This is a genomic window from Cedecea sp. P7760, assembly GCF_013386425.1.
Classification (GTDB): domain Bacteria; phylum Pseudomonadota; class Gammaproteobacteria; order Enterobacterales; family Enterobacteriaceae; genus Cedecea; species Cedecea selenatireducens.
In genome coordinates this window covers 42192-61688 of sequence record NZ_JACARU010000012.1, presented here as the reverse complement: position 1 = coordinate 61688, position 19497 = coordinate 42192, and the positions used below count along the sequence as shown (strand labels likewise).

Here is a 19497-nt window from a genome sequence, read left to right as displayed (position 1 = left end):
CACGTTCACCGTGATCTGAATGTGCTGGGGAAACCAATTTACGGGTAAACGTAACAAATACTGGGCTATACAGCTCTCCCGGGATATTTGGAAAGAGAAACAGGTAGAAGAAATAGCCCCTGGAACATTAACTCACCATCACCGGCACTCGCGGCGCTAACGCACACATCAGCTCATAACCGACCGTACCAGCGGCGCTGGCAACGTCATCAATTTTGACGTTTTTGCCCCACAGCTCGACCGGGCTGCCGATGCCAGCCTGCGGGCATGGCGTCAGGTCCACGGTAATCATGTCCATCGACACTTTCCCTACCACTCTGGTCATCACGCCGTCCACCATCACCGGCGTGCCGTCCGGGGCTATGCGTGGATAACCGTCCGCGTAGCCACCCGCCACGATACCGATACGCTGTTCACCGCTTGCCGTATAGCGGCTGCCGTAGCCTACGGTATCGCCCGCTTTCAGGGTCTGGATGCCGATAATTTCGCTGCTTAGCGTCATCACCGGCTGGATTCCGCTGGTCGCCACATCCTGCCATTGGCCGCTCGGGGACGCACCATAAAGGATGATGCCCGGACGAACCCAGTCAAAATGCGCTTCCGGGTGCCACAGCGTCGCCGCAGAGTTTGACAGCGAACGAGGAGCATCAATGCCTTCCGCCGCCTGCTCGATGCGCTTCATCGGCTCAATGATGCCTTCGGGCTGTTCTGCATCGGCAAAATGCGCCATCAGAGTCAGCTGACCCACGTTTGAGATCGAACGGAGTTTTTGCCAAATGCCGTGCACGCGATCGGGCGTAAAGCCCAGCCGGTTCATGCCGCTGTTAATTTTAAGATAAACGTCCAGCGGCGCGCTGAGTTTGGCATTCGCCAGCGCCTTAACCTGCCAGTTGCTGTGCAGGCTGGTGGTCAGCCGGTATTTATCAAACAGCGCCAGTTCATCGGCATGGAAGAAGCCTTCCAGCATCAGGATCGGGCCTTTCCAGCCACGCTCCCGCAGCAAAATGGCCTCTTCGAGGTTCAACATCGCAAAACCATCCGTCGCGCCGAGCGCCGACCAGACACGATCGAGGCCGTGCCCGTAAGCATTGGCCTTGACGACCGACCACACGCGAGACTGTGGCGCGGCTCTGCGCACCACATCAAGATTATTGCGCAGGGCGCTGAGATCCAGCGTCGCTACCACAGGACGGGACATGACGGCTCCTTTTAGTTATGTGCGCCATGAAGGTGGCGAGCGCTCAGGGGCGTAAAGCCTGGCGTGTAGCGGGCAATACCTAAATCCTCGCTCGGTATCGCCGGAGTGCGCCCGGAGATCAGGTCGCTCAGCATCTGGCCTGAGCCACACGCCATCGTCCAGCCCAGCGTGCCGTGCCCGGTATTCAGCCAGAGATTCTTGAACGGCGTGCGCCCTACAATAGGCGTTCCGTCCGGGGTCATTGGGCGCAGGCCGGTCCAGAAAGTCGCCTGTTCCACGTGCCCACCGCGTGGATAGAGATCTCTGACGACCATCTCAAGCGTCTCGCGACGCGGCTGTAACAGGTCGGTATTGAAGCCAACGATTTCCGCCATTCCACCGACGCGAATACGGTTGTCAAAGCGGGTAATAGCAATTTTGTAGGTCTCGTCGAGAATGGTCGAGACCGGCGCGCCCTGCTCATCGGCAATCGGGATAGTCAGCGAGTAGCCTTTTAAAGGATAGACAGGAATATCGGCAATGCCCTTGAGCAGGCCGGTGGAGTACGAGCCAAAAGCCACCACGTAAGCATCACCCTTCACCACTTCCTGGCCGCACTGCACGCCGCTAATTTGCTGATTTTCGTACAGCAGGCGATCGACAGGCGTATTGAAACGAAACTCAACGCCCGCTTCCGCCGCCATGCGCGCCAGGTTTTGGGTAAACAGCTGGCAGTCACCGGTTTCATCGTTCGGTAAACGTAGCCCGCCGGTCAGCTTATGGGCAACGTCCGCCAGCGCTGGCTCTACGCGATTGAGCTGGCTGGCTTCCAGAAGCTCATACGGCACTCCGGCATCTTTCAACACCGCGATATCTTTTGCCGCGCTTTCATACTGCTGCTCGGTACGGAACAGTTGCAGAGTCCCGCCCTGCCGGCCTTCATACTGAATCCCGGTCGCGTGGCGCAGCTCTTTCAGGCAATCGCGGCTGTATTCGGCCAGGCGCACCATGCGGCCTTTGTTTTCCATGTAGTGGCGGGTATCGCAGTTGCGCAGCATCTGCCACATCCACTTCAGCTGGAACTGGGTGCCGTCAAGGCTGATAGCCAGAGGTGCATGACGCTGGAACATCCATTTGATGGCTTTTAAAGGGACGCCAGGTGCCGCCCAGGGTGCAGCGTAACCCGGTGAAATTTGACCGGCGTTGGCGGCACTGGTTTCCTGCGCCGGCCCTGATTCGCGATCGATGACGGTGACTTCATGCCCGGCCTGACGTAAATACCAGGCGCTTACCACGCCAACGACACCACTTCCCAGCACCACAACACGCATATCTGCTCCGCATTTAGCTAAAAGAATAATCTTCTGATTACATATTGATAACTCAGTTGAATATGTTATTCAACATATGGCTTTATTATGGTGACTAACCTCACAGGTTTGCCCGCCAGCACTGGCCCGGGATAATTAGCATCTCCTGCACGGGAAAACATTTTAGCCAAAATAAAATGCTACATGGTGAGTAAAAAGCCGGGTATCGGAATCAATAAATCGCGAATAAAAAATTTTACTTGTCGGCGCTATCTTTCAGGAGTTGTCTATTCTTGAGAGTGAGGCTTTCCATTCAGAGAGAGCCGTAAACAATGAGGGCGCGCTGATGGCTACCGTAACTGATTTCGCCACAAAGGATCCCAACCGTCTGAGCGACGGACCCGACTGGACGTTTGAGCTACTGGACATCTACCTGGCTGAGATTGACCGGGTAGCAAAGCTCTACAGGCTGGACACCTATCCCCACCAGATTGAGGTCATCACCTCAGAGCAGATGATGGATGCCTACTCGAGCGTCGGGATGCCGATTAATTATCCGCACTGGTCTTTTGGCAAAAAATTCATCGAGACCGAGCGCCTGTATAAACACGGGCAGCAAGGGCTGGCGTATGAGATTGTCATCAACTCGAATCCCTGCATTGCCTATTTGATGGAGGAGAACACCATCACCATGCAGGCGCTGGTGATTGCTCATGCCTGTTACGGGCATAACTCCTTCTTTAAAAACAACTATTTATTTCGCAGCTGGACGGATGCCAGCTCGATAATCGACTATCTTATTTTCGCCAGGAACTATATTACCCAGTGCGAAGAGCGCTACGGGATGGATGAGGTGGAGCGCCTGCTGGATTCGTGTCATGCGTTGATGAACTACGGCGTGGACCGCTATAAACGTCCGCAAAAAATCTCGCTGCAGGAGGAGAAAGCGCGTCAGAAAAGCCGCGAGGAGTACCTGCAAAGCCAGGTGAACACGCTTTGGCGTACGCTGCCGCGTAAGGAAGAGGAAAAAACCGCGGAGTCCGCCCACCGCTTCCCTTCCGAACCGCAGGAGAATCTGCTGTATTTCATGGAGAAGAACGCTCCGCTGCTGGAGCCGTGGCAGCGTGAGATCCTGCGCATTGTGCGCAAGGTCAGCCAGTATTTTTATCCGCAAAAGCAAACCCAGGTGATGAACGAAGGCTGGGCGACATTCTGGCATTACACCATTCTGAATCATCTGTATGACGAGGGAAAAGTCAGCGACCGCTTTATGCTGGAGTTTCTTCATAGCCACACCAACGTGGTGTTCCAGCCACCGTATAACAGCCCCTGGTATAACGGCATTAACCCGTACGCGCTAGGGTTTGCGATGTTCCAGGACATCAAACGTATCTGCCAGTCACCGACGGAAGAAGACCGCTACTGGTTCCCGGATATTGCCGGTAAAGACTGGCTGGAAACGCTGCACTTTGCCATGCGCGACTTCAAGGACGAGAGTTTTATCAGCCAGTTTCTGTCGCCTAAGCTGATGCGAGACTTCCGCCTGTTCACCGTGCTGGATGACGACCGTAATAATTTCCTGGAGATTTCGGCCATCCATAACGAAGAAGGTTATCGGGAGATTCGCTCTCAGCTCTCGGCGCAGTACAACCTCAGCAACCTGGAGCCAAATATTCAGGTCTGGGATGTGGATCTGCGTGGCGATCGTTCTTTGACGCTGCGCTATATTCCGCACAACCGGGCGCCGCTGGATAAAGGCCGCCGCGAGGTGCTTAAGCACGTGCACCGCCTGTGGGGATTTGACGTGATTATGGAACAGCAAAATGCGGACGGTAGCGTCGAGTTACTGGAACGGTGCCCGCAAAAAAATCCTTTATAAACCAGATGCAAGCGCAAAAAAAAACGCTTCCGGAAGGAAGCGTTTTTTATTCTGCTTAGCGACTGTGCATCGCTAAATCACCCGGCAAGTTTTTCTGCATACGGTGCCAAATCTCGCCGCTCTCGCGGCCATAATTACGCACGGTATCAAAGACCTGATCGTGAAGCCCCTGCTGGCAGATTTCCGCCAGGCGGTGGTAGAAGCCCAGCGCCAGGCTGCGAGCTTCTGGGTTTGAAAAGTAGTGACGCCCGATACGGGTGTACAGCCCTTTCATACCGTTAAGGATCAGACCATAAATCGGGTTACCGGACGCAAACGCCAGGCCACGGAAAATGTTGTAATCCAGCTCGGCAAACGCGTCGGCGTGATCTTCAACCTTGTTGGCGGTGGCCAGCACTTCCTGCGATTTATCCGGATACTGACGAAGGGCAGTACGGATAAATATCGTTGAAATATTGGTCCGCACGGACAGCAGATTATCAATCAGCTGCGGCACGCTGTCGTGATCCAGACGAGCCAGCGTTTCCAGGATATTTAAGCCTGACGTTTCCCAGAAATTGTTAACACGAGTCGGTTTTCCGTGCTGGATAGTCAACCAGCCGTCGCGAGCAAGACGCTGAAGCACTTCACGTAATGTGGTTCGCGTCACGCCAATAAGTTCTGATAATTCACGCTCTGCCGGAAGGATAGACCCCGGCGGAAAACGGCTGTTCCAGATACTTTCTATAATATACTCTTCCGCGAAACCCGCTGGGCTCTGCGCCTTAATGACCATAGTAAGATTTCCATTACTCAGGTTTTGCAAATTGGACTCATCATACCAGATGCCATGCACGCCAGATAGCGGGGGCGACGTGCAAATGCGGGATCGGCGTTGAATTTTGACGATTAATGCCTTAACTCAGGATTTCCTGCGGCTTGATCGCGTGAGCCTTATACGAGTACCCTGAAGGGCTATATTATTAAACATCAACATAATACAACGGATAACGGTAATTTTACGATGGAAATGTCCTCCGGGCGGGCGCTGTACCGCAATTTTCTGGGTCAATCACCTGACTGGTACAAGCTTACGCTGATTATCTTTTTAGTGATTAATCCGCTGGTTTTCTGGTTTGTCAGCCCGTTTGTCGCGGGTTGGATGCTGGTGATTGAGTTTATCTTCACCCTGGCGATGGCGCTGAAGTGCTATCCGCTGCTGCCCGGCGGCCTGCTTGCCATTGAAGCCGTGCTGGTCGGCATGACCAGCCCCGAACACGTTCGCGGGGAAGTTGCGGCTAATCTGGAAGTCCTGCTGCTGCTGATGTTCATGGTGGCCGGGATCTACTTCATGAAACAGCTGTTACTGCTGTTATTTACCCGACTGCTGCTGGGCATTCGCTCAAAAATTGCGCTGTCGCTGGCCTTTTGCGTCGCCGCCGCGTTTCTCTCCGCATTTCTCGATGCCTTAACCGTGGTCGCAGTGGTTATCAGCGTGGCCGTTGGCTTCTACAGCATCTATCACCGCGTGGCGTCTGAGGCGCAGGATGACGGCAACGTCCAGGACGATAGCCATATTCAGACCGACAGCCGGGAGATCCTTGAGCAGTTCCGCGCTTTCCTGCGTAGCCTGATGATGCACGCCGGCGTGGGGACCGCGCTCGGCGGCGTGATGACCATGGTCGGCGAGCCGCAGAACCTGATTATTGCTAAAAATGCCGGCTGGCATTTCGGTGATTTCTTCCTGCGAATGATGCCGGTAACGGTGCCGGTGCTGATTTGTGGCCTGCTAACCTGTGTCCTTCTTGAGCGCTTTAAGGTGCTTGGTTACGGGCAAACGTTGCCGGAAAAAGTACGCGGCATCCTGCATGACTTCGATGCCGAAAGCGCGAAGAAACGGACGAAGCAGGACAAAATGAAGCTGCTTATTCAGGCGCTGATCGGCGTTTGGCTGATCGTCGCCCTGGCTTTGCATCTGGCAGAAGTCGGCCTTATTGGGCTGTCGGTGATTATTCTGGCGACCTCGCTGTGCGGCGTGACCGATGAGCACGCGATTGGCAAGGCCTTTACCGAAGCGCTGCCGTTTACCGCCCTGCTGACCGTTTTCTTCACTATTGTGGCGGTGATCATCGATCAGCATTTGTTTAGCCCGATAATTCAGTACGTGCTGGATGCCTCCCCGCATGCCCAGCTGTCGCTGTTTTACATCTTTAACGGCCTGCTCTCTTCCATCTCTGACAACGTCTTTGTTGGCACCGTTTATATCAGCGAAGCGAAAACCGCGCTGCAACATGGCGCGATTGATATGAAACAGTTCGAGCTGTTGGCGGTAGCCATTAATACCGGGACTAACCTGCCGTCGGTGGCGACGCCTAACGGCCAGGCGGCGTTCCTGTTCCTGCTGACCTCTGCGTTGGCGCCGCTGATTCGCCTCTCTTACGGACGAATGGTTATTATGGCGCTCCCGTACACCCTCGTTCTGACGCTTGTGGGCCTGCTTTGCGTTGAGTACACGCTGGTGCCCGCCACCGAATGGATGCTTGCCAGCGGCTGGTTAACCACGCCTGACACACTGGTTGTACCACACTAAGGTAATTTGACGGGAAGTCCGCTTCCCGTTACAAATTTTTTCCTTATAAACATCCGATTAGTACGTTATTTTCATCTGTGCTACTGGCGCAAAAAGGGAATTGGTTTACACTGCCGATTCTACGCATGCTGCAGGGAAACTGATTATGTTGCGATATTTAAACCAATGCTCTCTTGGGCGCACCGCATGGCTGCTTCTGGCCTTTACGGCCTTTGCGCTTGAGATGGTGGCATTGTGGTTCCAGCACGTTATGGGGCTGAAACCTTGTGTGATGTGTATTTATGAACGTTGCGCGCTGTTTGGCGTGATGGGTGCGGGCCTGGTGGGTGCGATTGCCCCCAAAAGCCCTCTGCGCTACGGCGCGCTGGCTATCTGGCTGTACAGCGCAGGGAAAGGCGTTCAGCTGGCATGGGACCACACCATGCTGCAGCTTCACCCGTCACCGTTCGTGACCTGTGATTTCTTCGCCCGTTTCCCAGGCTGGCTGCCGCTGGACAAATGGCTGCCTCAGGTCTTCGTCGCTAGCGGTGACTGCTCCGTTCGTCAGTGGGAATTCCTGTCGCTGGATATGGTGCAGTGGCTGCTCGGGATCTTCGCCGTGTTGCTGGTCATTGCGGTGCTGGTGCTGATTGCCCAGTTCTTAAAACCAAAACGCCGTGACCTGTTCGGCCGCTAATTTAGCGCATTACGGAAAGCAATAACCCACCTCTCGGTGGGTTATTTTTTATGAATGATCGCGGCGGTAAAGCGCCCATTCGTCGATTCGTTCTCCGCCCGGCAGCAGGCAGTCAGCCCTTTCGCCTTCAGGCGTTTTCACGCTAACTGATTTACCACCTTTCTCCAGGCAGTAAACCGATGCCGGGTTTGCCATGCCCACGCTATGCGGTGGCTTCGGCGCTTCGCGCTCTGCGGTCGCACAGCCACTGAGCAGCAGTATGCCTATAATAGTCGTTAGTTTTTGCATTTTTCCTCCTTTAAAGAAGGAATATTAGCAGCGCGGCTGAGCAGAAGCCAAAGACTGTTGCGCCAGTGGGCTAAAACCGGAGAAGGTCGCATTTAACGGACGATGAGCGGAAACCTGCATTGCGGATTTGCAAAAGATACAGACTGCGCCATGGGGATTTGATTCTCGGACATCGTAGGAGGAAGTGCGATACTGCGATCCGCCACATGACGGACACTGGAATATTAAATTCAGGATAAAAACTCTCTTATTTTGGTTATTGAAAATCCATCCTATCACAAAATGAGTTATAAGAAGGATTTATTTTCATCCCCAGGCATTACCGAAAAGCGCTAGTCCGCCCACTCGGGTTTGTTAAGGATATGGTCCTGCCAGTCGCGAACTTCCGACTCTTTCACCGCGATATGACGCACGGAAATACGTTCGCCGTGCATTGCCGCTTTTGAGCCGGTAATCAGCGGGTGCCATTCCGGCAGCGGTTTGCCTTCGGCAAGCAGACGGTAAGCACAGGTATGCGGCAGCCACTCGAAGGTAGGCAGGTTATCACGAGTCAGCTTGATGCAGTCCGGCTCATATTCAAAGCGGCGGACGTAGTTCTTACACTGGCAGGTTTTGATATTGAGCTGCTTACACGCGACGTTGGTGAAGTAGATCTCGTCGGTATCTTCGTCCATCAGCTTGTGCAGACAGCACTGACCGCAGCCGTCGCATAATGACTCCCACTCGGCGTCGCTCATTTCGTCGAGAGTTTTACTTTGCCAAAAAGGAGTGGGTGTCATAACGGTTCCTGCATTTAAAAATTAAGCGCACCTTATAAACAGTCTGACTCCCGGATGCAAGTTTTGCCGCCCTGAAGCGGCAAATTGTTTACAAAACGCGCGTGTTCAGGCTGTGGCCGGCAAAGCTCACTTCCAGCTCATCGCCGCTGTGCAGCGGGCCAACGCCTTCCGGCGTTCCGGTAAGGATTACATCTCCCGCACGCAGGGTGAAGAATTTGCTCATGTAGGCAATCAGCGGCACGATCTTGTGGATCATATCTTCGGTATTGCCCTGCTGGCGAACTTCCCCGTTGATTTTCAGCTCAAGAGGCGTGTTTTGCGGATCGTGCGTAAACTGCGCCGCAGGGATAAAACCGGAGATTGGGCATGAGTTATCAAAGCCCTTCGCTTTTTCCCACGGCTGGCCTGCTTTTTTCAGCTTAGCCTGCAGGTCACGCAGCGTCAGATCCAGCGCAACGCCATAACCGGCAATCGCCTTAAGGACGTGCTCTTCGCTTGCCTGCTTAAGGGTGGCGCCGATCAGGATAGCCAGCTCCACTTCATGATGTACCGAGCCAAACTCCTGCGGCAGCGCCAGCGGCTGGCGAATGTCACACAATGCGCTCTCGGGCTTGATAAACACCACCGGTTCGTCCGGCGTCGCGCTGCCCATCTCTTTAATATGTTTGGCATAGTTGCTGCCAACACAGACTACCTTGTTTACCGGAAAATCCAGCAGTGCACCCTGCCAGTTATGATGTTGATACATGCCTTTCCTCTGTGTCGTTTGTGTTAACTGCCTTTGATACTAGATAAAAAAATAGCTGCTGAATACCGGGGAAGTGTTTCTAAGCGTGCCTTATTTATTCGCGTAGCGTCCGCCATCTTGCCGATGCTAATGGCGAAATAATAAGAGCGGTTCCAGTGCATCAGGGTGCGAAAATTGTTATAGACCAGGAACGAACGTCCCAGGCCATCGTCTGGCTTCACCAGCCAGCCTTTTTGTGCCGATGCCGGGAGATGTAAACCGTTGGGCAGGGTAACGCCCAATTTTTTCCATTGAGCCACGCGCTTGCCTTGCCCTGGCTTTGTGCCCAGAAGCGAAGGATTAAAGCCAGGCGGAAGCTTCACTTCCAGGCCCCAGCCACCGCCGTGCTGCCAGCCTTCCATCGCCAGATAGTTGGCCGTGGAAGCAAAAACATCGCGGGTGTTATTCCAGATATCAATTTTACCGTCGCCATCACCGTCTTTACCGTAGCGCAGCAGCGAACTCGGCATAAACTGATTTTGCCCCATCGCGCCCGCCCATGAACCTTTCATCTGTGAGGCGCTAACGTCACCCCGCTGGATGATTTTCAGCGCCGCCATCAGCTCGTTGGTGAAAAAGGCTTCTCGACGTCCCTCAAAGGCCAGCGTCGCCAGAGCAGAAATCACATCTTCTTTGCCCTGAAGTTTGCCGAAATTGCTCTCCATCGCCCACAGGGCGACAATGTAACGGCTTTGGACACCGCTTTTTGCACTAACCCTTTCCAGTTCGGCCTGGTGCTGTTTAGCCAGGCTGCGGGCCTGTTTAATTTTGGCCGGCGTGATGACACGCTTTAAATAGTCATCAAGCGTAATTTTCTTTTCCAGCTGATTACGGTCAGATTTAATGACCCGATCGACAAAATGAATATTGGCAAAGGCCTTATCCAGCGTGGCATGGCTGATGCCTTTAGCTCTGGCTTCTTTCTTTAATTGTTCAACATAGGCAGGAAATTCAGCGGGATCGCGCCCCTGCTCTGCAAGCGTGGTCGCTTCAGAGAGTTTGGTCTGAGATGCAGCGACGGCCGCAGGAGCCGCCTCTGCATAAGCAAGGGAGTCGGTAAAACTGACGAGTATTAAGGCGCTGATGATCGGCCTGAATGCTGAATATTTCATCGTCTTTACCATAATAATGTGTTTCGCACATCTTCAGGCTTTATGTCCGGAAAAGATTTACCGTCAGTCCTAAAGTTATTTTTTCGGACTGTTTTCCAGGTGCACGGTCAGCAAACTTTCTATCGGAGGTGGGATCTGCAAATAATACCCCTCATTTTCCAATGCCTGTTTAACTTTATCCAAATCGGCATTGGCCAGTTTTTTGCTGCCATCCAGCGGCAGAAGCATCGACAGCACCGGTTTACCAAAGCCTTTCATCAGTTCTTCCGGCACTTTGGAGAAATCGTCTTTTTTTTCGACATAAAGATAAGTCCGATCGCGTTTGGTACTTCTGTAGATCACACAAAACATTTTTTTTACTCTATTTTCGCCAGCGAGTGGCTTGCCTGAATATAAGCTGGACTATAACATGCCTGGTGTACTTCGGAATATCGTCCCACAATTGTGGGGATTGAAACTGAATTGAGTAAGGCCAGGATGTCAAACACGCCAATCGAGTTAAAGGGCAGCAGTTTTACCTTATCTGTGGTTCATTTGCATGATGCACAACCTGAGGTTATTCGCCAGGCACTGGAAGATAAAATCGCCCAGGCTCCCGCATTCTTAAAGAATGCCCCGGTGGTCGTTAACGTCGCCAGTCTCGATGGTTCCGTCAACTGGAAGAAAGTACAACAGGCCGTCACCGCAACCGGCCTGCGCGTGGTGGGTATCAGCGGCTGTAAAGATGAAGCGTTAAAAGCTGACATTGAGCGTGCTGGCCTGCCCTTGCTGACCGAAGGGAAAGAAAAGATTGCCAGAGCGCCGAAAGCCGCGCCCGTTGAGCCCGTGGTCGTTGCCGCGCCGGATGTTAGCCCGGTCACAAAAACGCGTTTAATTGATACCCCGGTCCGTTCCGGCCAGCGCATTTATGCGCCAAACTGTGACTTGATTGTGACCAATCACGTCAGCGCCGGTGCAGAACTGATAGCAGATGGTAATATTCATATTTACGGCATGATGCGTGGCCGTGCGCTGGCTGGTGCAAACGGCGATCGTGATGCGCAAATATTTTGTACTAACCTGGTAGCAGAGCTTGTCTCTATAGCAGGCGAGTACTGGCTGAGTGAGCAGATCCCAGCCGATTATTATGGAAAAGCGGCTCGCCTTAATCTGGCGGGTGGTGCGCTCTCCGTTCAATCTTTGTATTAAGCCCTTTTAACAAGGAAATCCTTTATGGCACGCATTATTGTTGTTACATCGGGTAAAGGGGGCGTCGGTAAGACCACGTCCAGCGCGGCCATCGCCACGGGTCTGGCCCAAAAGGGAAGAAAAACCGTCGTTATTGATTTCGATATTGGCCTGCGTAACCTTGACCTGATCATGGGCTGCGAACGCCGCGTCGTGTACGATTTCGTCAACGTTATTCAGGGCGATGCCACGCTGAACCAGGCGCTTATCCGCGATAAACGCACCGAACAGCTCTATATCCTGCCCGCTTCACAAACCCGCGATAAAGACGCCCTGACCCGCGAAGGCGTGGCCAGGGTGCTTGAAGACCTGAAAAACATGGACTTCGAATTTATCGTTTGTGACTCGCCCGCGGGCATCGAGACCGGCGCGCTCATGGCGCTGTACTTTGCTGACGAAGCGGTTATCACCACCAACCCGGAAGTTTCCTCGGTGCGTGACTCAGACCGTATTCTCGGCATTCTGTCGTCGAAATCACGCCGCGCTGAAAACGGCGAAGACCCGATTAAAGAGCATTTATTGCTCACCCACTACAACCCTGGCCGCGTCAACCGGGGCGATATGCTGAGCATGGAAGACGTGCTCGACATTCTGCGCATTCCTCTGGTTGGGGTTATCCCGGAAGACCAGTCGGTGCTGCGCGCGTCCAACCAGGGCGAGCCGGTTATTCTTGACGGTGAATCTGACGCGGGCAAAGCCTACGCCGATACCGTGGAACGCCTGCTCGGTGAAGAACGCCCTTTCCGCTTCATTGAAGAAGAGAAGAAGGGTTTCCTGAAACGCCTGTTCGGAGGATAAGTTATGGCATTACTCGACTTTTTTCTGTCACGAAAAAAGAACACCGCCAACATCGCGAAAGAGCGTTTACAGATTATCGTTGCTGAGCGTCGCCGTAGCGATGCTGAACCGCATTACCTGCCTCAGCTGCGCAAAGACATTCTCGACGTGATTTGCAAGTACGTGCAAATCGATCCTGAAATGGTCAGCGTTCAGCTTGAGCAACGAGATGGGGATATTTCGATTCTGGAGCTGAACGTCACGCTCCCGGAAGCGGAAGAAGCCAGTAAATCTGCGTGAATAAAAAACCCCCTGCTTATGTCAGGGGGTTTTATTTTTACTCGAAGCCTTAACGATTATTAAGATCTTTCTCGTTGACCTACCGCCAATATATTTCACTCTGAGAATAATACTGTAATTATTCCCAGGTATCGAAACACTATTAGTATTCTGCCAACAGTTTAGTTAACGCCTCTGCCATTAATTCGGCGCGCCAGCCGCTAATTAATTCCGGCTCAACGTGCTGAGGTTTCAATTTCCAGTGCCAGTTTAACAGCTGGTTTATTTGGCGACGCGATGCCAGTAATTCTGCACTCAGCCCTTTTGCCTCACTCACTTCCTGCACCAGCGCTTTAATCGCCTTAAAGACTTTGCGGTAGCCCGGCATATCCACCAGGTTCTGCAGCGGCTGCGGCAGCTCGCTCTCGGGCAATGCCTGCGCCTCCGCGACCAGCGCGATAAGCGCTTTACCGTGGAAACGAATTTCGCTGCCGCTCAGACCAAGAGCGTCCAGTTCCCCGAGCGATCCCGGCATATAGCGAGCCACCTGCCAGAGGTTCTCTTCGCGCACGACAAAATTCACCGCCATATCCCGCTCACGCGCTTTACGCAGGCGCCACGAGGCCAGCTTCTTGAGGCAGGCCAGCTGGCCGGTGCGAAGCTGCCATGCATTGCCAATTTCGCGCCAGGCTTCTTCCGGGTCAAGCTGGTCACGGCGACGGGCACACATCAGCTGGCACTCGTCGAGAGCCGCGTTGATCCAGCCGGCCGCTTCGGTTTCGGCCATGAGCTTCTCAGCGATGGGCAGCAGATAGAGCACGTCTGCCGCCGCATAATCGCACTGCCGCTCTGTTAACGGACGTGCCAGCCAGTCAGTGCGGGATTCGCTTTTATCCAGCGCGATGCCGGTATAGGACTCCACGATAGTCGCAAAGCCGCAGGAGAGCGGACGCCCGGTGAATGACGCAAGAATTTGGGTATCGATAAACGGGTCTGGCAGCATGCCAAAAGCGTTCAGGAAGACTTCGAGGTCTTCGCTGCCGGCATGCAGGTATTTAACCGTATCAGGGTCCTGCAGCAGCGCTTTAAACGGCGACCAGTCGCTAATAGCTAACGGGTCTATCAACGAGGCCTGCTGGCCATCATAAAGCTGGATCAGCCCCAGTTGCGGGTAATAGGTTCGCGTACGGACAAATTCGGTGTCCAGCGCCAGCGCGGGGAACTGACGAGCGGCCTGGCAAACGGCGGCCAGCCCTTCATCGGTGGTAATCATCTGGTAAGTCAAATTCAGTTCTCTTAGGTTGCGCCCATAAAAAATGCCGGCGAACCGGCATCAGGACGAGTGACTTGGAGCTCAGGCGTTATTGTTGCCTGTCTTGCCCGCTTCGTCACGCAGTTCTCGTCGTAAAATTTTCCCGACGTTGGATTTTGGCAATTCCGTGCGGAATTCTATCAGTTTCGGCACTTTATAGCCGGTTAACTGGCGGCGGCAGAAGGCGATAAGCGCTTCTTCCGTCAGGGCCGGGTCCTTCTTCACGACGAAGATTTTGACGTGCTCACCGCTTACGCCGGCAGGCACACCAACCGCCGCAACTTCCAGCACGCCTTCGTTCTGCATCACCACGTCTTCAATTTCGTTGGGATAAACGTTAAAACCGGAAACGAGGATCATGTCTTTTTTACGGTCAACGATGTTCATAAAGCCTTCGTCGTTCATCACCGCAATGTCGCCGGTGCGCAGCCAGCCGTCTTTCAGAATTTCATCGGTCTCTTTCGGGCGCTGCCAGTAGCCCAGCATCACCTGAGGCCCTTTAACGCAAAGCTCACCGGGCTCGCCAGGAGGAACCTCATTGCCTTCATCATCAATCAGCTTCACATCGGTAGACGGCACCGGCAGGCCAATAGAGCCGCTGTGGTAATCCATGTCATGCGGATTCGCGCTGACCAGCGGCGCGCACTCCGTCAGGCCGTAGCCTTCCAGCAGGAAGCGCCCGGTTAATTTTTCCCAACGTTCAGCCACGGCGTGCTGAACCGGCATGCCGCCGCCCGCGGAGAGGTGCAGGCTTGAGAAGTCCAGCTGCTGGAACTCTTTGTTGTTCAGCAAGGCGTTAAACAGCGTGTTCACGGCGGTCATGGCGGTGAAAGGATATTTCGCCAGTTCCTTTACCAGGCCCGGAATGTCGCGCGGGTTGGTAATCAGCAGGTTCTGACCGCCCATATCGATAAACAGCAGGCAGTTAATGGTCAGGGCAAAAATATGATAGAGCGGCAGCGGGGTGACCACCAGCTCCTTGCCTTCATGCAGCAGCGGGCTATAGGCCGCCCTCACCTGCTCAAGGTTGGCCAGCATGTTGCGGTGCGTCAGCATCGCGCCCTTCGCCACGCCGGTCGTGCCGCCGGTGTACTGCAGGAAGGCCAAATCGTCGTTGATAATTTCAGGCTTGATGTACTGCATGCGGTAGCCGCTTTGCAGCGCGCGGCGGAAGGAGATAGCGTTTGGCAAATGGTATTTAGGCACCAGCCGCTTGATGTATTTGACGACAAAGTTAACCAGCGTGCCTTTCGGGCCGGAGATCTGGTCTCCCAGGCGGGTCAGGATCACGTGCTTCACCTGGGTTTTATCGACCACTTTTTCCAGCGTGTGGGCAAAGTTCGACACGATGACGATCGCGCTGGCGCCGCTGTCGTTCAGCTGGTGCTCCAGCTCGCGTGGGGTATAAAGCGGGTTAACGTTAACCACCACCATTCCGGCACGCAGTATGCCAAAGAGCGCCACCGGGTACTGCAGCAGGTTGGGCATCATCAGCGCAACGCGGTCGCCTTTTTTCAGCCCCAGGCCCTGCTGGAGGTAAGCGGCGAATGCACGGCTGCGCTCTTCCAGCTTACGGAAGGTCATCACCTCCCCCATATTGATAAACGCAGGCTTATCGGCATAGCGAGTGATGGCCTGTTCAAACATATCAACCAGGGATTGATAGCGATCGGGATTTATTTCAGCCGCAACGTCGGCCGGGTAGCGGTTAAGCCAAACCTTATTCAAGGATCCACCTCTGAAATTATTATTTGTCGTCATCACAACCCCAGGCTACACATTTCGTTAACATAATATTAACTCAGCGTACCAGTTTATTAATTAGCCTGATTAAAGGTTGCGAAGCGCATCACTAAATTTTTTCATCCGTCCTGGATAAAAACAAACAGCGGCCAGGCCGCTGTTTGAAAATATTTAAAAACAACAGATTATTCGGTTACGACGGTTTGTACCTGTGCGGGCCCCGGATTATACCAGCCGCCCCACATATCATAATGATGACGGTACGGGTATGGGCCGCCCCAGAACCACGGATCTATGGGCTGCGGCGGCATCACGACCTGCTGAACCACGTTCCAGCGCTTATACCCTGTCGCCTGCATGGTCATGAATTTATACGGCGTCTGGCCAATTTTACCTTCTGCGGTGCCGGTGATTGGCCCCACAACGGTGACCAGCTGATTACGAAAATCAACCGGGTCCAGGAAACCGTTCACGTCGGCATAAATACGCCCGTGAGAAGGTTCATTCAGCGCCGGGCGGGCACCTTCATCCAGGCTGACGGTGGCAATTTCCAGCCGGGTTTTCCCCTTCAGGTTATCCACGTTCACCACCCGGCCGCCAAAACGTGCTTCCTGCCCAACGTAAAGCTGGGGAGCATTCATGACGACCGTCAGATCCTGCTGCGGCGTCGCCGAGGTTCCTTTGATGGCGTCCGGCACGCTCACGCAGCCGCTCAGCACCAACGCCGCGGCGGCTGCAAGCAGCCAGCTGCATTTTTTGACATTACAAACAGCCATACCTCATCTCCTTAACCTCCACTCCGTTCGGAGCGGTGGGTATTACTCTCTGCCAGGAAGCTTTTTCCAGGTCACTTCATTGCGCAGGTAGACCGGTTCAGCGTGTTCCACGGCGACGGTTTTTCCGGCGTTAAAAGCCTGCAGCGCCAGCGGCAGCATGTCTTCTGCTTCGGGCAGCGTGGTTTCACCGTCCTGCAACAGAAGTCCGCTATCCTGCGCCATATCAGGCCAGGCCTGCCAGCCTGTACCGACTGTAGCCCAGCTGCCGCTAAGCTGTTTCAACCGACCGGTAACGTCTTCCGGCTTGAGGACGGCTTCACTTTCTTCGCCGTGCCACACGCCCTGCTCGTCACGCTGATATTCGGCCCAGTAGACTTCGCCCATTCGAGCATCTATGGCGGCCAGGACTCGGGTTGCCCCGGTACGGCGCCATGCGCCCTGCGCCATCGTCGCTAGCGTTGAGACACCAATCATTGGTAGCTCAGCGCCCAGCGCCAGCCCTTGTGCAATGCCGATACCAATTCGCACGCCGGTAAAACTGCCCGGCCCACGCCCGTAGGCGAGTGCGTTCACATCAGACAAAGTAATTTCGCCCTGGTTCAGGATGTCCCTCACCATGGGCAAAATTCTTTGCGTATGCTCGCGCGGGCAGAGTTCGAAATGGGCGTAGGACGCCTCGTCGTTTTGCAGAGCAACAGAACAGGCTTCTGTTGCGGTATCGATGGCTAAAATTCGCATGGACTTGCCAACCTCTGGCGGAGATAAGGTCAAAAAACGGCGCGCATCATACCATAGCCTGGCACAAATTACTGCGCGCCAGAGGCGCTGAGGAACTCAACTGCCCGATTTATATCCCGGGTACGCGGCGTTGGCGGCAGGCTGTTCAGGAAAACAGCGCCATAAGGCCGCATCACCAGCCGGTTATCACAGATAACCAGCACGCCCCGGTCCTCCACGTCGCGAATGAGTCTGCCGACGCCCTGCTTGAGGGTGATGACCGCATCCGGCAGCTGGACATCGTCAAACGGATCGCCGCCACGAATGCGGCAATCTTCCATTCGAGCCTTCAGCAGCGGATCGTCCGGTGAGGTAAAGGGCAGTTTGTCGATGATGACCAGTGAGAGCGTATCACCGCGAACGTCAACGCCTTCCCAGAAGCTGCTGGTCGCCACCAGCAGGGCATTACCGGCCTCAACAAACTGCTGCAACAGCTGGCCTTTGCTGGTTTCGCCCTGCAGCAGCACCGGGAGCGTCATGGTGGCGCGGAACTGCTCGGCCAGGTCGCGCATCATGGCGTGGGAGGTACAAAGCATAAAGCAGCGCCCGTTATTGGCTTCAATGAGCGGGCGCAGCAAATTGGCCAGATGGCGGCCTGCGTGCGGCTGGTTTGGCGTTGGCAGCCCTCGCGGCACGCAGAGCAGCGCCTGCTTAGCGTAGTCAAACGGGCTTGCCAGCAGCAGCGTTTCTGCCTCGTCGATGCCCAGCCGTTCGGTGAAATGGCTCATTTTGTCATTCACCGCGAGGGTCGCCGAGGTGAAGACCCAGCAGCCCGCTTTTTCACGGATAGCTTCCTTAAACTTGTCTGCCACGGACAGCGGCGTCAGGGCTAGTGTGAAATGGCGGGCGTTACATTCGTACCAGTAGCTGTACCCCGGCTGATTGATCTCTTTCAGCCGCTTGATGCGTCCACGGTAAATCACCGCCCGTTCAAAAGCAGCGTCCAAAAGCGCAGAGCGCCCAAGGGAAAGCTTCGCCACGTCGTAACACAGCTCCAGCGCGTCATCGAGCAGCAGCAAAGAACGCTGAATATTGGCGTCCGCGAGCAGCTCACGCAGGTTGCCACGGTAGCCCGGGTCGCCTATTTGCAGGCGAAAATCCTGCGTGCGCTGAGCGAGGCTGTCGGCGCTTTTTTGCAGCTGTTGCACATCCCTAACTTCTGTCCGGTAAGCAATAGAGATGTCTTTGGCGAGGTCGAGCAGTTGGCGGCTGGAGATAGACTGACCAAAATACTGGCTGGCGATATCGGGGATCTGATGAGCTTCATCGAAAATCGTCACTTCGGCCTCGGGGATCAGCTCCGCGAAGCCACTCTCTTTCACCACCATATCGGCCAGATAGAGATGATGGTTCACCACCACCACGTCAGCATCCATTGCCTTTTTACGCGCTTTCACCACGAAACAGTCCTGATACTGCGGGCAATCCTGGCCCAGACAGTTGTCGTTGGTGCTGGTAACCATCGGCCAGACGGTGGAGTCTTCGGCGACAGAAGCGCAGGTGCTGATATCACCGTCGACGGTTTCGCTGGCCCAGCCGCGCAGATGTACCACGTCGCTTAGTGCCTGCACGGGCAAGTCGCCGCCGGCCAGCGACTGCTGTTCAAGTCTTTCCAGGCAAAGGTAGTTAGAGCGTCCCTTCAGCAGCGCCACGCGGCCGGTAAATTTCAGCGCCCGGGAGATAGTCGGCAGATCGCGGGAAAACAGCTGATCCTGCAGCGCCTTTGAGCCGGTAGAGATAATCACTTTTTTGCCCGAACGCAGGGCGGGGGCAAGGTAGGCATACGTTTTCCCCGTACCGGTACCGGCTTCTACCACCAGCTCGCCGCCGGCTTTAATGGCCCTGGTGACCGCCTCTGCCATTTCACGCTGCGCCTCACGCGGCCTGAAACCGGGAATGACCTGAGCCAGTTGGCCGTCTGCTGCAAAATCGTCCGTCACGTTACCCCCTGGTTAAATTGCCAGTGATTATGTCAGCCCTGGCCAGGTTTATCCAGCAAGCCGGTGGAACCGGGCAGCGGATTATGGCA

19 protein-coding genes are annotated in these 19497 nt (G+C 54.6%); 6 read left to right on the top strand and 13 right to left on the bottom strand.

Translation table 11 applies throughout. From position 1 onward, the window contains the following. Positions 1–127 precede the first annotated feature (127 nt). Together dadX and HX778_RS05110 are read right to left on the bottom strand one after the other, a co-directional pair. Positions 128–1198 carry a catabolic alanine racemase DadX gene (gene dadX / locus HX778_RS05115; RefSeq protein ID WP_176981431.1) on the bottom strand — a complete coding sequence of 357 codons (1071 nt, stop codon included), beginning with the start codon at positions 1196–1198 and terminating at the stop codon, positions 128–130. Positions 1199–1209: 11 nt separating this feature from the next. After that, the gene (locus HX778_RS05110) at positions 1210–2508 is read right to left on the bottom strand and encodes a D-amino acid dehydrogenase (protein ID WP_176981430.1); all 1299 of its coding nucleotides are present in this window, start codon (positions 2506–2508) and stop codon (positions 1210–1212) included. A gap of 325 nt (positions 2509–2833) precedes the next feature. Between HX778_RS05110 and HX778_RS05105 the strand changes: the two genes are divergently transcribed. Next, entirely contained in the window at positions 2834–4366 is a 1533-nt protein-coding gene (locus tag HX778_RS05105) for a SpoVR family protein (RefSeq protein ID WP_176981429.1), read from the top strand. Positions 4367–4421: 55 nt separating this feature from the next. Here HX778_RS05105 and fadR read toward each other — a convergent pair whose 3' ends face one another. Next, positions 4422–5141, bottom strand: coding sequence for a fatty acid metabolism transcriptional regulator FadR (gene fadR, locus HX778_RS05100; RefSeq protein WP_038482156.1), 720 nt, complete (start codon positions 5139–5141; stop codon positions 4422–4424). A gap of 228 nt (positions 5142–5369) precedes the next feature. On the opposite strand from fadR, the gene nhaB reads away from it, so the two are divergent. Next, entirely contained in the window at positions 5370–6935 is a 1566-nt protein-coding gene (gene nhaB, locus HX778_RS05095; RefSeq protein ID WP_176981428.1) for a sodium/proton antiporter NhaB, read from the top strand. 145 nt (positions 6936–7080) lie between these two features. After that, positions 7081–7611 carry a disulfide bond formation protein DsbB gene (gene dsbB, locus HX778_RS05090; RefSeq protein WP_038482151.1) on the top strand — a complete coding sequence of 177 codons (531 nt, stop codon included), beginning with the start codon at positions 7081–7083 and terminating at the stop codon, positions 7609–7611. Positions 7612–7659: 48 nt separating this feature from the next. Here dsbB and HX778_RS05085 read toward each other — a convergent pair whose 3' ends face one another. The 5 genes from HX778_RS05085 to HX778_RS05065 all read right to left on the bottom strand — a co-directional run bounded on the left by HX778_RS05085 (position 7660) and on the right by HX778_RS05065 (position 10928). Next, complete coding sequence (locus HX778_RS05085) at positions 7660–7899, bottom strand: DUF333 domain-containing protein (protein ID WP_176981427.1); 240 nt, start codon at positions 7897–7899, stop codon at positions 7660–7662. A gap of 332 nt (positions 7900–8231) precedes the next feature. Continuing rightward, complete coding sequence (locus tag HX778_RS05080; protein WP_016536875.1) at positions 8232–8678, bottom strand: YcgN family cysteine cluster protein; 447 nt, start codon at positions 8676–8678, stop codon at positions 8232–8234. Positions 8679–8766: 88 nt separating this feature from the next. Next, positions 8767–9426 (bottom strand): fumarylacetoacetate hydrolase family protein, encoded by a 660-nt coding sequence (locus tag HX778_RS05075; RefSeq protein WP_176981426.1) that lies wholly within the window; start codon positions 9424–9426, stop codon positions 8767–8769. A 23-nt stretch (positions 9427–9449) separates the two neighbouring features. Then, complete coding sequence (locus HX778_RS05070; RefSeq protein ID WP_176981425.1) at positions 9450–10577, bottom strand: lytic transglycosylase domain-containing protein; 1128 nt, start codon at positions 10575–10577, stop codon at positions 9450–9452. A 75-nt stretch (positions 10578–10652) separates the two neighbouring features. Beyond that, positions 10653–10928 (bottom strand): YcgL domain-containing protein, encoded by a 276-nt coding sequence (locus HX778_RS05065; protein WP_038482137.1) that lies wholly within the window; start codon positions 10926–10928, stop codon positions 10653–10655. A gap of 126 nt (positions 10929–11054) precedes the next feature. On the opposite strand from HX778_RS05065, the gene minC reads away from it, so the two are divergent. The 3 genes from minC to minE are packed head-to-tail and all read left to right on the top strand — an operon-like array spanning position 11055 to position 12881. Continuing rightward, positions 11055–11765 carry a septum site-determining protein MinC gene (minC, locus tag HX778_RS05060; RefSeq protein ID WP_038482134.1) on the top strand — a complete coding sequence of 237 codons (711 nt, stop codon included), beginning with the start codon at positions 11055–11057 and terminating at the stop codon, positions 11763–11765. Positions 11766–11789: 24 nt separating this feature from the next. Beyond that, complete coding sequence (gene minD, locus HX778_RS05055) at positions 11790–12602, top strand: septum site-determining protein MinD (protein ID WP_176981424.1); 813 nt, start codon at positions 11790–11792, stop codon at positions 12600–12602. Positions 12603–12605: 3 nt separating this feature from the next. Then, on the top strand, positions 12606–12881 hold the full coding sequence (minE, locus tag HX778_RS05050) for a cell division topological specificity factor MinE (RefSeq protein ID WP_008454068.1): 276 nt from the start codon (positions 12606–12608) through the stop codon (positions 12879–12881). Between the two features lie 142 nt (positions 12882–13023). On the opposite strand, the gene rnd is transcribed toward minE, so the two are convergent. The 5 genes from rnd to HX778_RS05025 form a co-directional block, all read right to left on the bottom strand. After that, positions 13024–14145 carry a ribonuclease D gene (gene rnd / locus HX778_RS05045; protein ID WP_176981423.1) on the bottom strand — a complete coding sequence of 374 codons (1122 nt, stop codon included), beginning with the start codon at positions 14143–14145 and terminating at the stop codon, positions 13024–13026. 69 nt (positions 14146–14214) lie between these two features. Next, positions 14215–15900, bottom strand: a complete 1686-nt coding sequence (fadD, locus tag HX778_RS05040) for a long-chain-fatty-acid--CoA ligase FadD (RefSeq protein WP_176981422.1) — start codon at positions 15898–15900, stop codon at positions 14215–14217. Positions 15901–16100: 200 nt separating this feature from the next. Further along, positions 16101–16691, bottom strand: a complete 591-nt coding sequence (locus HX778_RS05035) for a Slp family lipoprotein (protein WP_038482119.1) — start codon at positions 16689–16691, stop codon at positions 16101–16103. Positions 16692–16733: 42 nt separating this feature from the next. Then, positions 16734–17429: a tRNA (adenosine(37)-N6)-threonylcarbamoyltransferase complex dimerization subunit type 1 TsaB gene (gene tsaB / locus HX778_RS05030; protein ID WP_176981421.1), complete on the bottom strand. Its 696-nt coding sequence runs from the start codon at positions 17427–17429 to the stop codon at positions 16734–16736. A gap of 68 nt (positions 17430–17497) precedes the next feature. After that, on the bottom strand, positions 17498–19408 hold the full coding sequence (locus tag HX778_RS05025) for an ATP-dependent DNA helicase (protein ID WP_038482113.1): 1911 nt from the start codon (positions 19406–19408) through the stop codon (positions 17498–17500). Between the last annotated feature and the right edge of the window lie 89 nt (positions 19409–19497).

What these genes read in the sequence shown, in the direction of transcription:
- minE (WP_008454068.1), top strand. Translation starts at nt 12,606, where the DNA reads ATGGCATTACTCGACTTTTTTCTGTCACGAAAAAAGAACACCGCCAAC.
- minD (WP_176981424.1), top strand. Translation starts at nt 11,790, where the DNA reads ATGGCACGCATTATTGTTGTTACATCGGGTAAAGGGGGCGTCGGTAAG.
- HX778_RS05075 (WP_176981426.1), bottom strand. Translation starts at nt 9,426, where the DNA reads ATGTATCAACATCATAACTGGCAGGGTGCACTGCTGGATTTTCCGGTA.
- minC (WP_038482134.1), top strand. Translation starts at nt 11,055, where the DNA reads ATGTCAAACACGCCAATCGAGTTAAAGGGCAGCAGTTTTACCTTATCT.
- tsaB (WP_176981421.1), bottom strand. Translation starts at nt 17,429, where the DNA reads ATGCGAATTTTAGCCATCGATACCGCAACAGAAGCCTGTTCTGTTGCT.
- HX778_RS05085 (WP_176981427.1), bottom strand. Translation starts at nt 7,899, where the DNA reads ATGCAAAAACTAACGACTATTATAGGCATACTGCTGCTCAGTGGCTGT.
- HX778_RS05080 (WP_016536875.1), bottom strand. Translation starts at nt 8,678, where the DNA reads ATGACACCCACTCCTTTTTGGCAAAGTAAAACTCTCGACGAAATGAGC.
- HX778_RS05035 (WP_038482119.1), bottom strand. Translation starts at nt 16,691, where the DNA reads ATGGCTGTTTGTAATGTCAAAAAATGCAGCTGGCTGCTTGCAGCCGCC.
- HX778_RS05070 (WP_176981425.1), bottom strand. Translation starts at nt 10,577, where the DNA reads ATGAAATATTCAGCATTCAGGCCGATCATCAGCGCCTTAATACTCGTC.
- HX778_RS05105 (WP_176981429.1), top strand. Translation starts at nt 2,834, where the DNA reads ATGGCTACCGTAACTGATTTCGCCACAAAGGATCCCAACCGTCTGAGC.
- dadX (WP_176981431.1), bottom strand. Translation starts at nt 1,198, where the DNA reads ATGTCCCGTCCTGTGGTAGCGACGCTGGATCTCAGCGCCCTGCGCAAT.
- HX778_RS05065 (WP_038482137.1), bottom strand. Translation starts at nt 10,928, where the DNA reads ATGTTTTGTGTGATCTACAGAAGTACCAAACGCGATCGGACTTATCTT.
- HX778_RS05110 (WP_176981430.1), bottom strand. Translation starts at nt 2,508, where the DNA reads ATGCGTGTTGTGGTGCTGGGAAGTGGTGTCGTTGGCGTGGTAAGCGCC.
- fadR (WP_038482156.1), bottom strand. Translation starts at nt 5,141, where the DNA reads ATGGTCATTAAGGCGCAGAGCCCAGCGGGTTTCGCGGAAGAGTATATT.
- nhaB (WP_176981428.1), top strand. Translation starts at nt 5,370, where the DNA reads ATGGAAATGTCCTCCGGGCGGGCGCTGTACCGCAATTTTCTGGGTCAA.
- dsbB (WP_038482151.1), top strand. Translation starts at nt 7,081, where the DNA reads ATGTTGCGATATTTAAACCAATGCTCTCTTGGGCGCACCGCATGGCTG.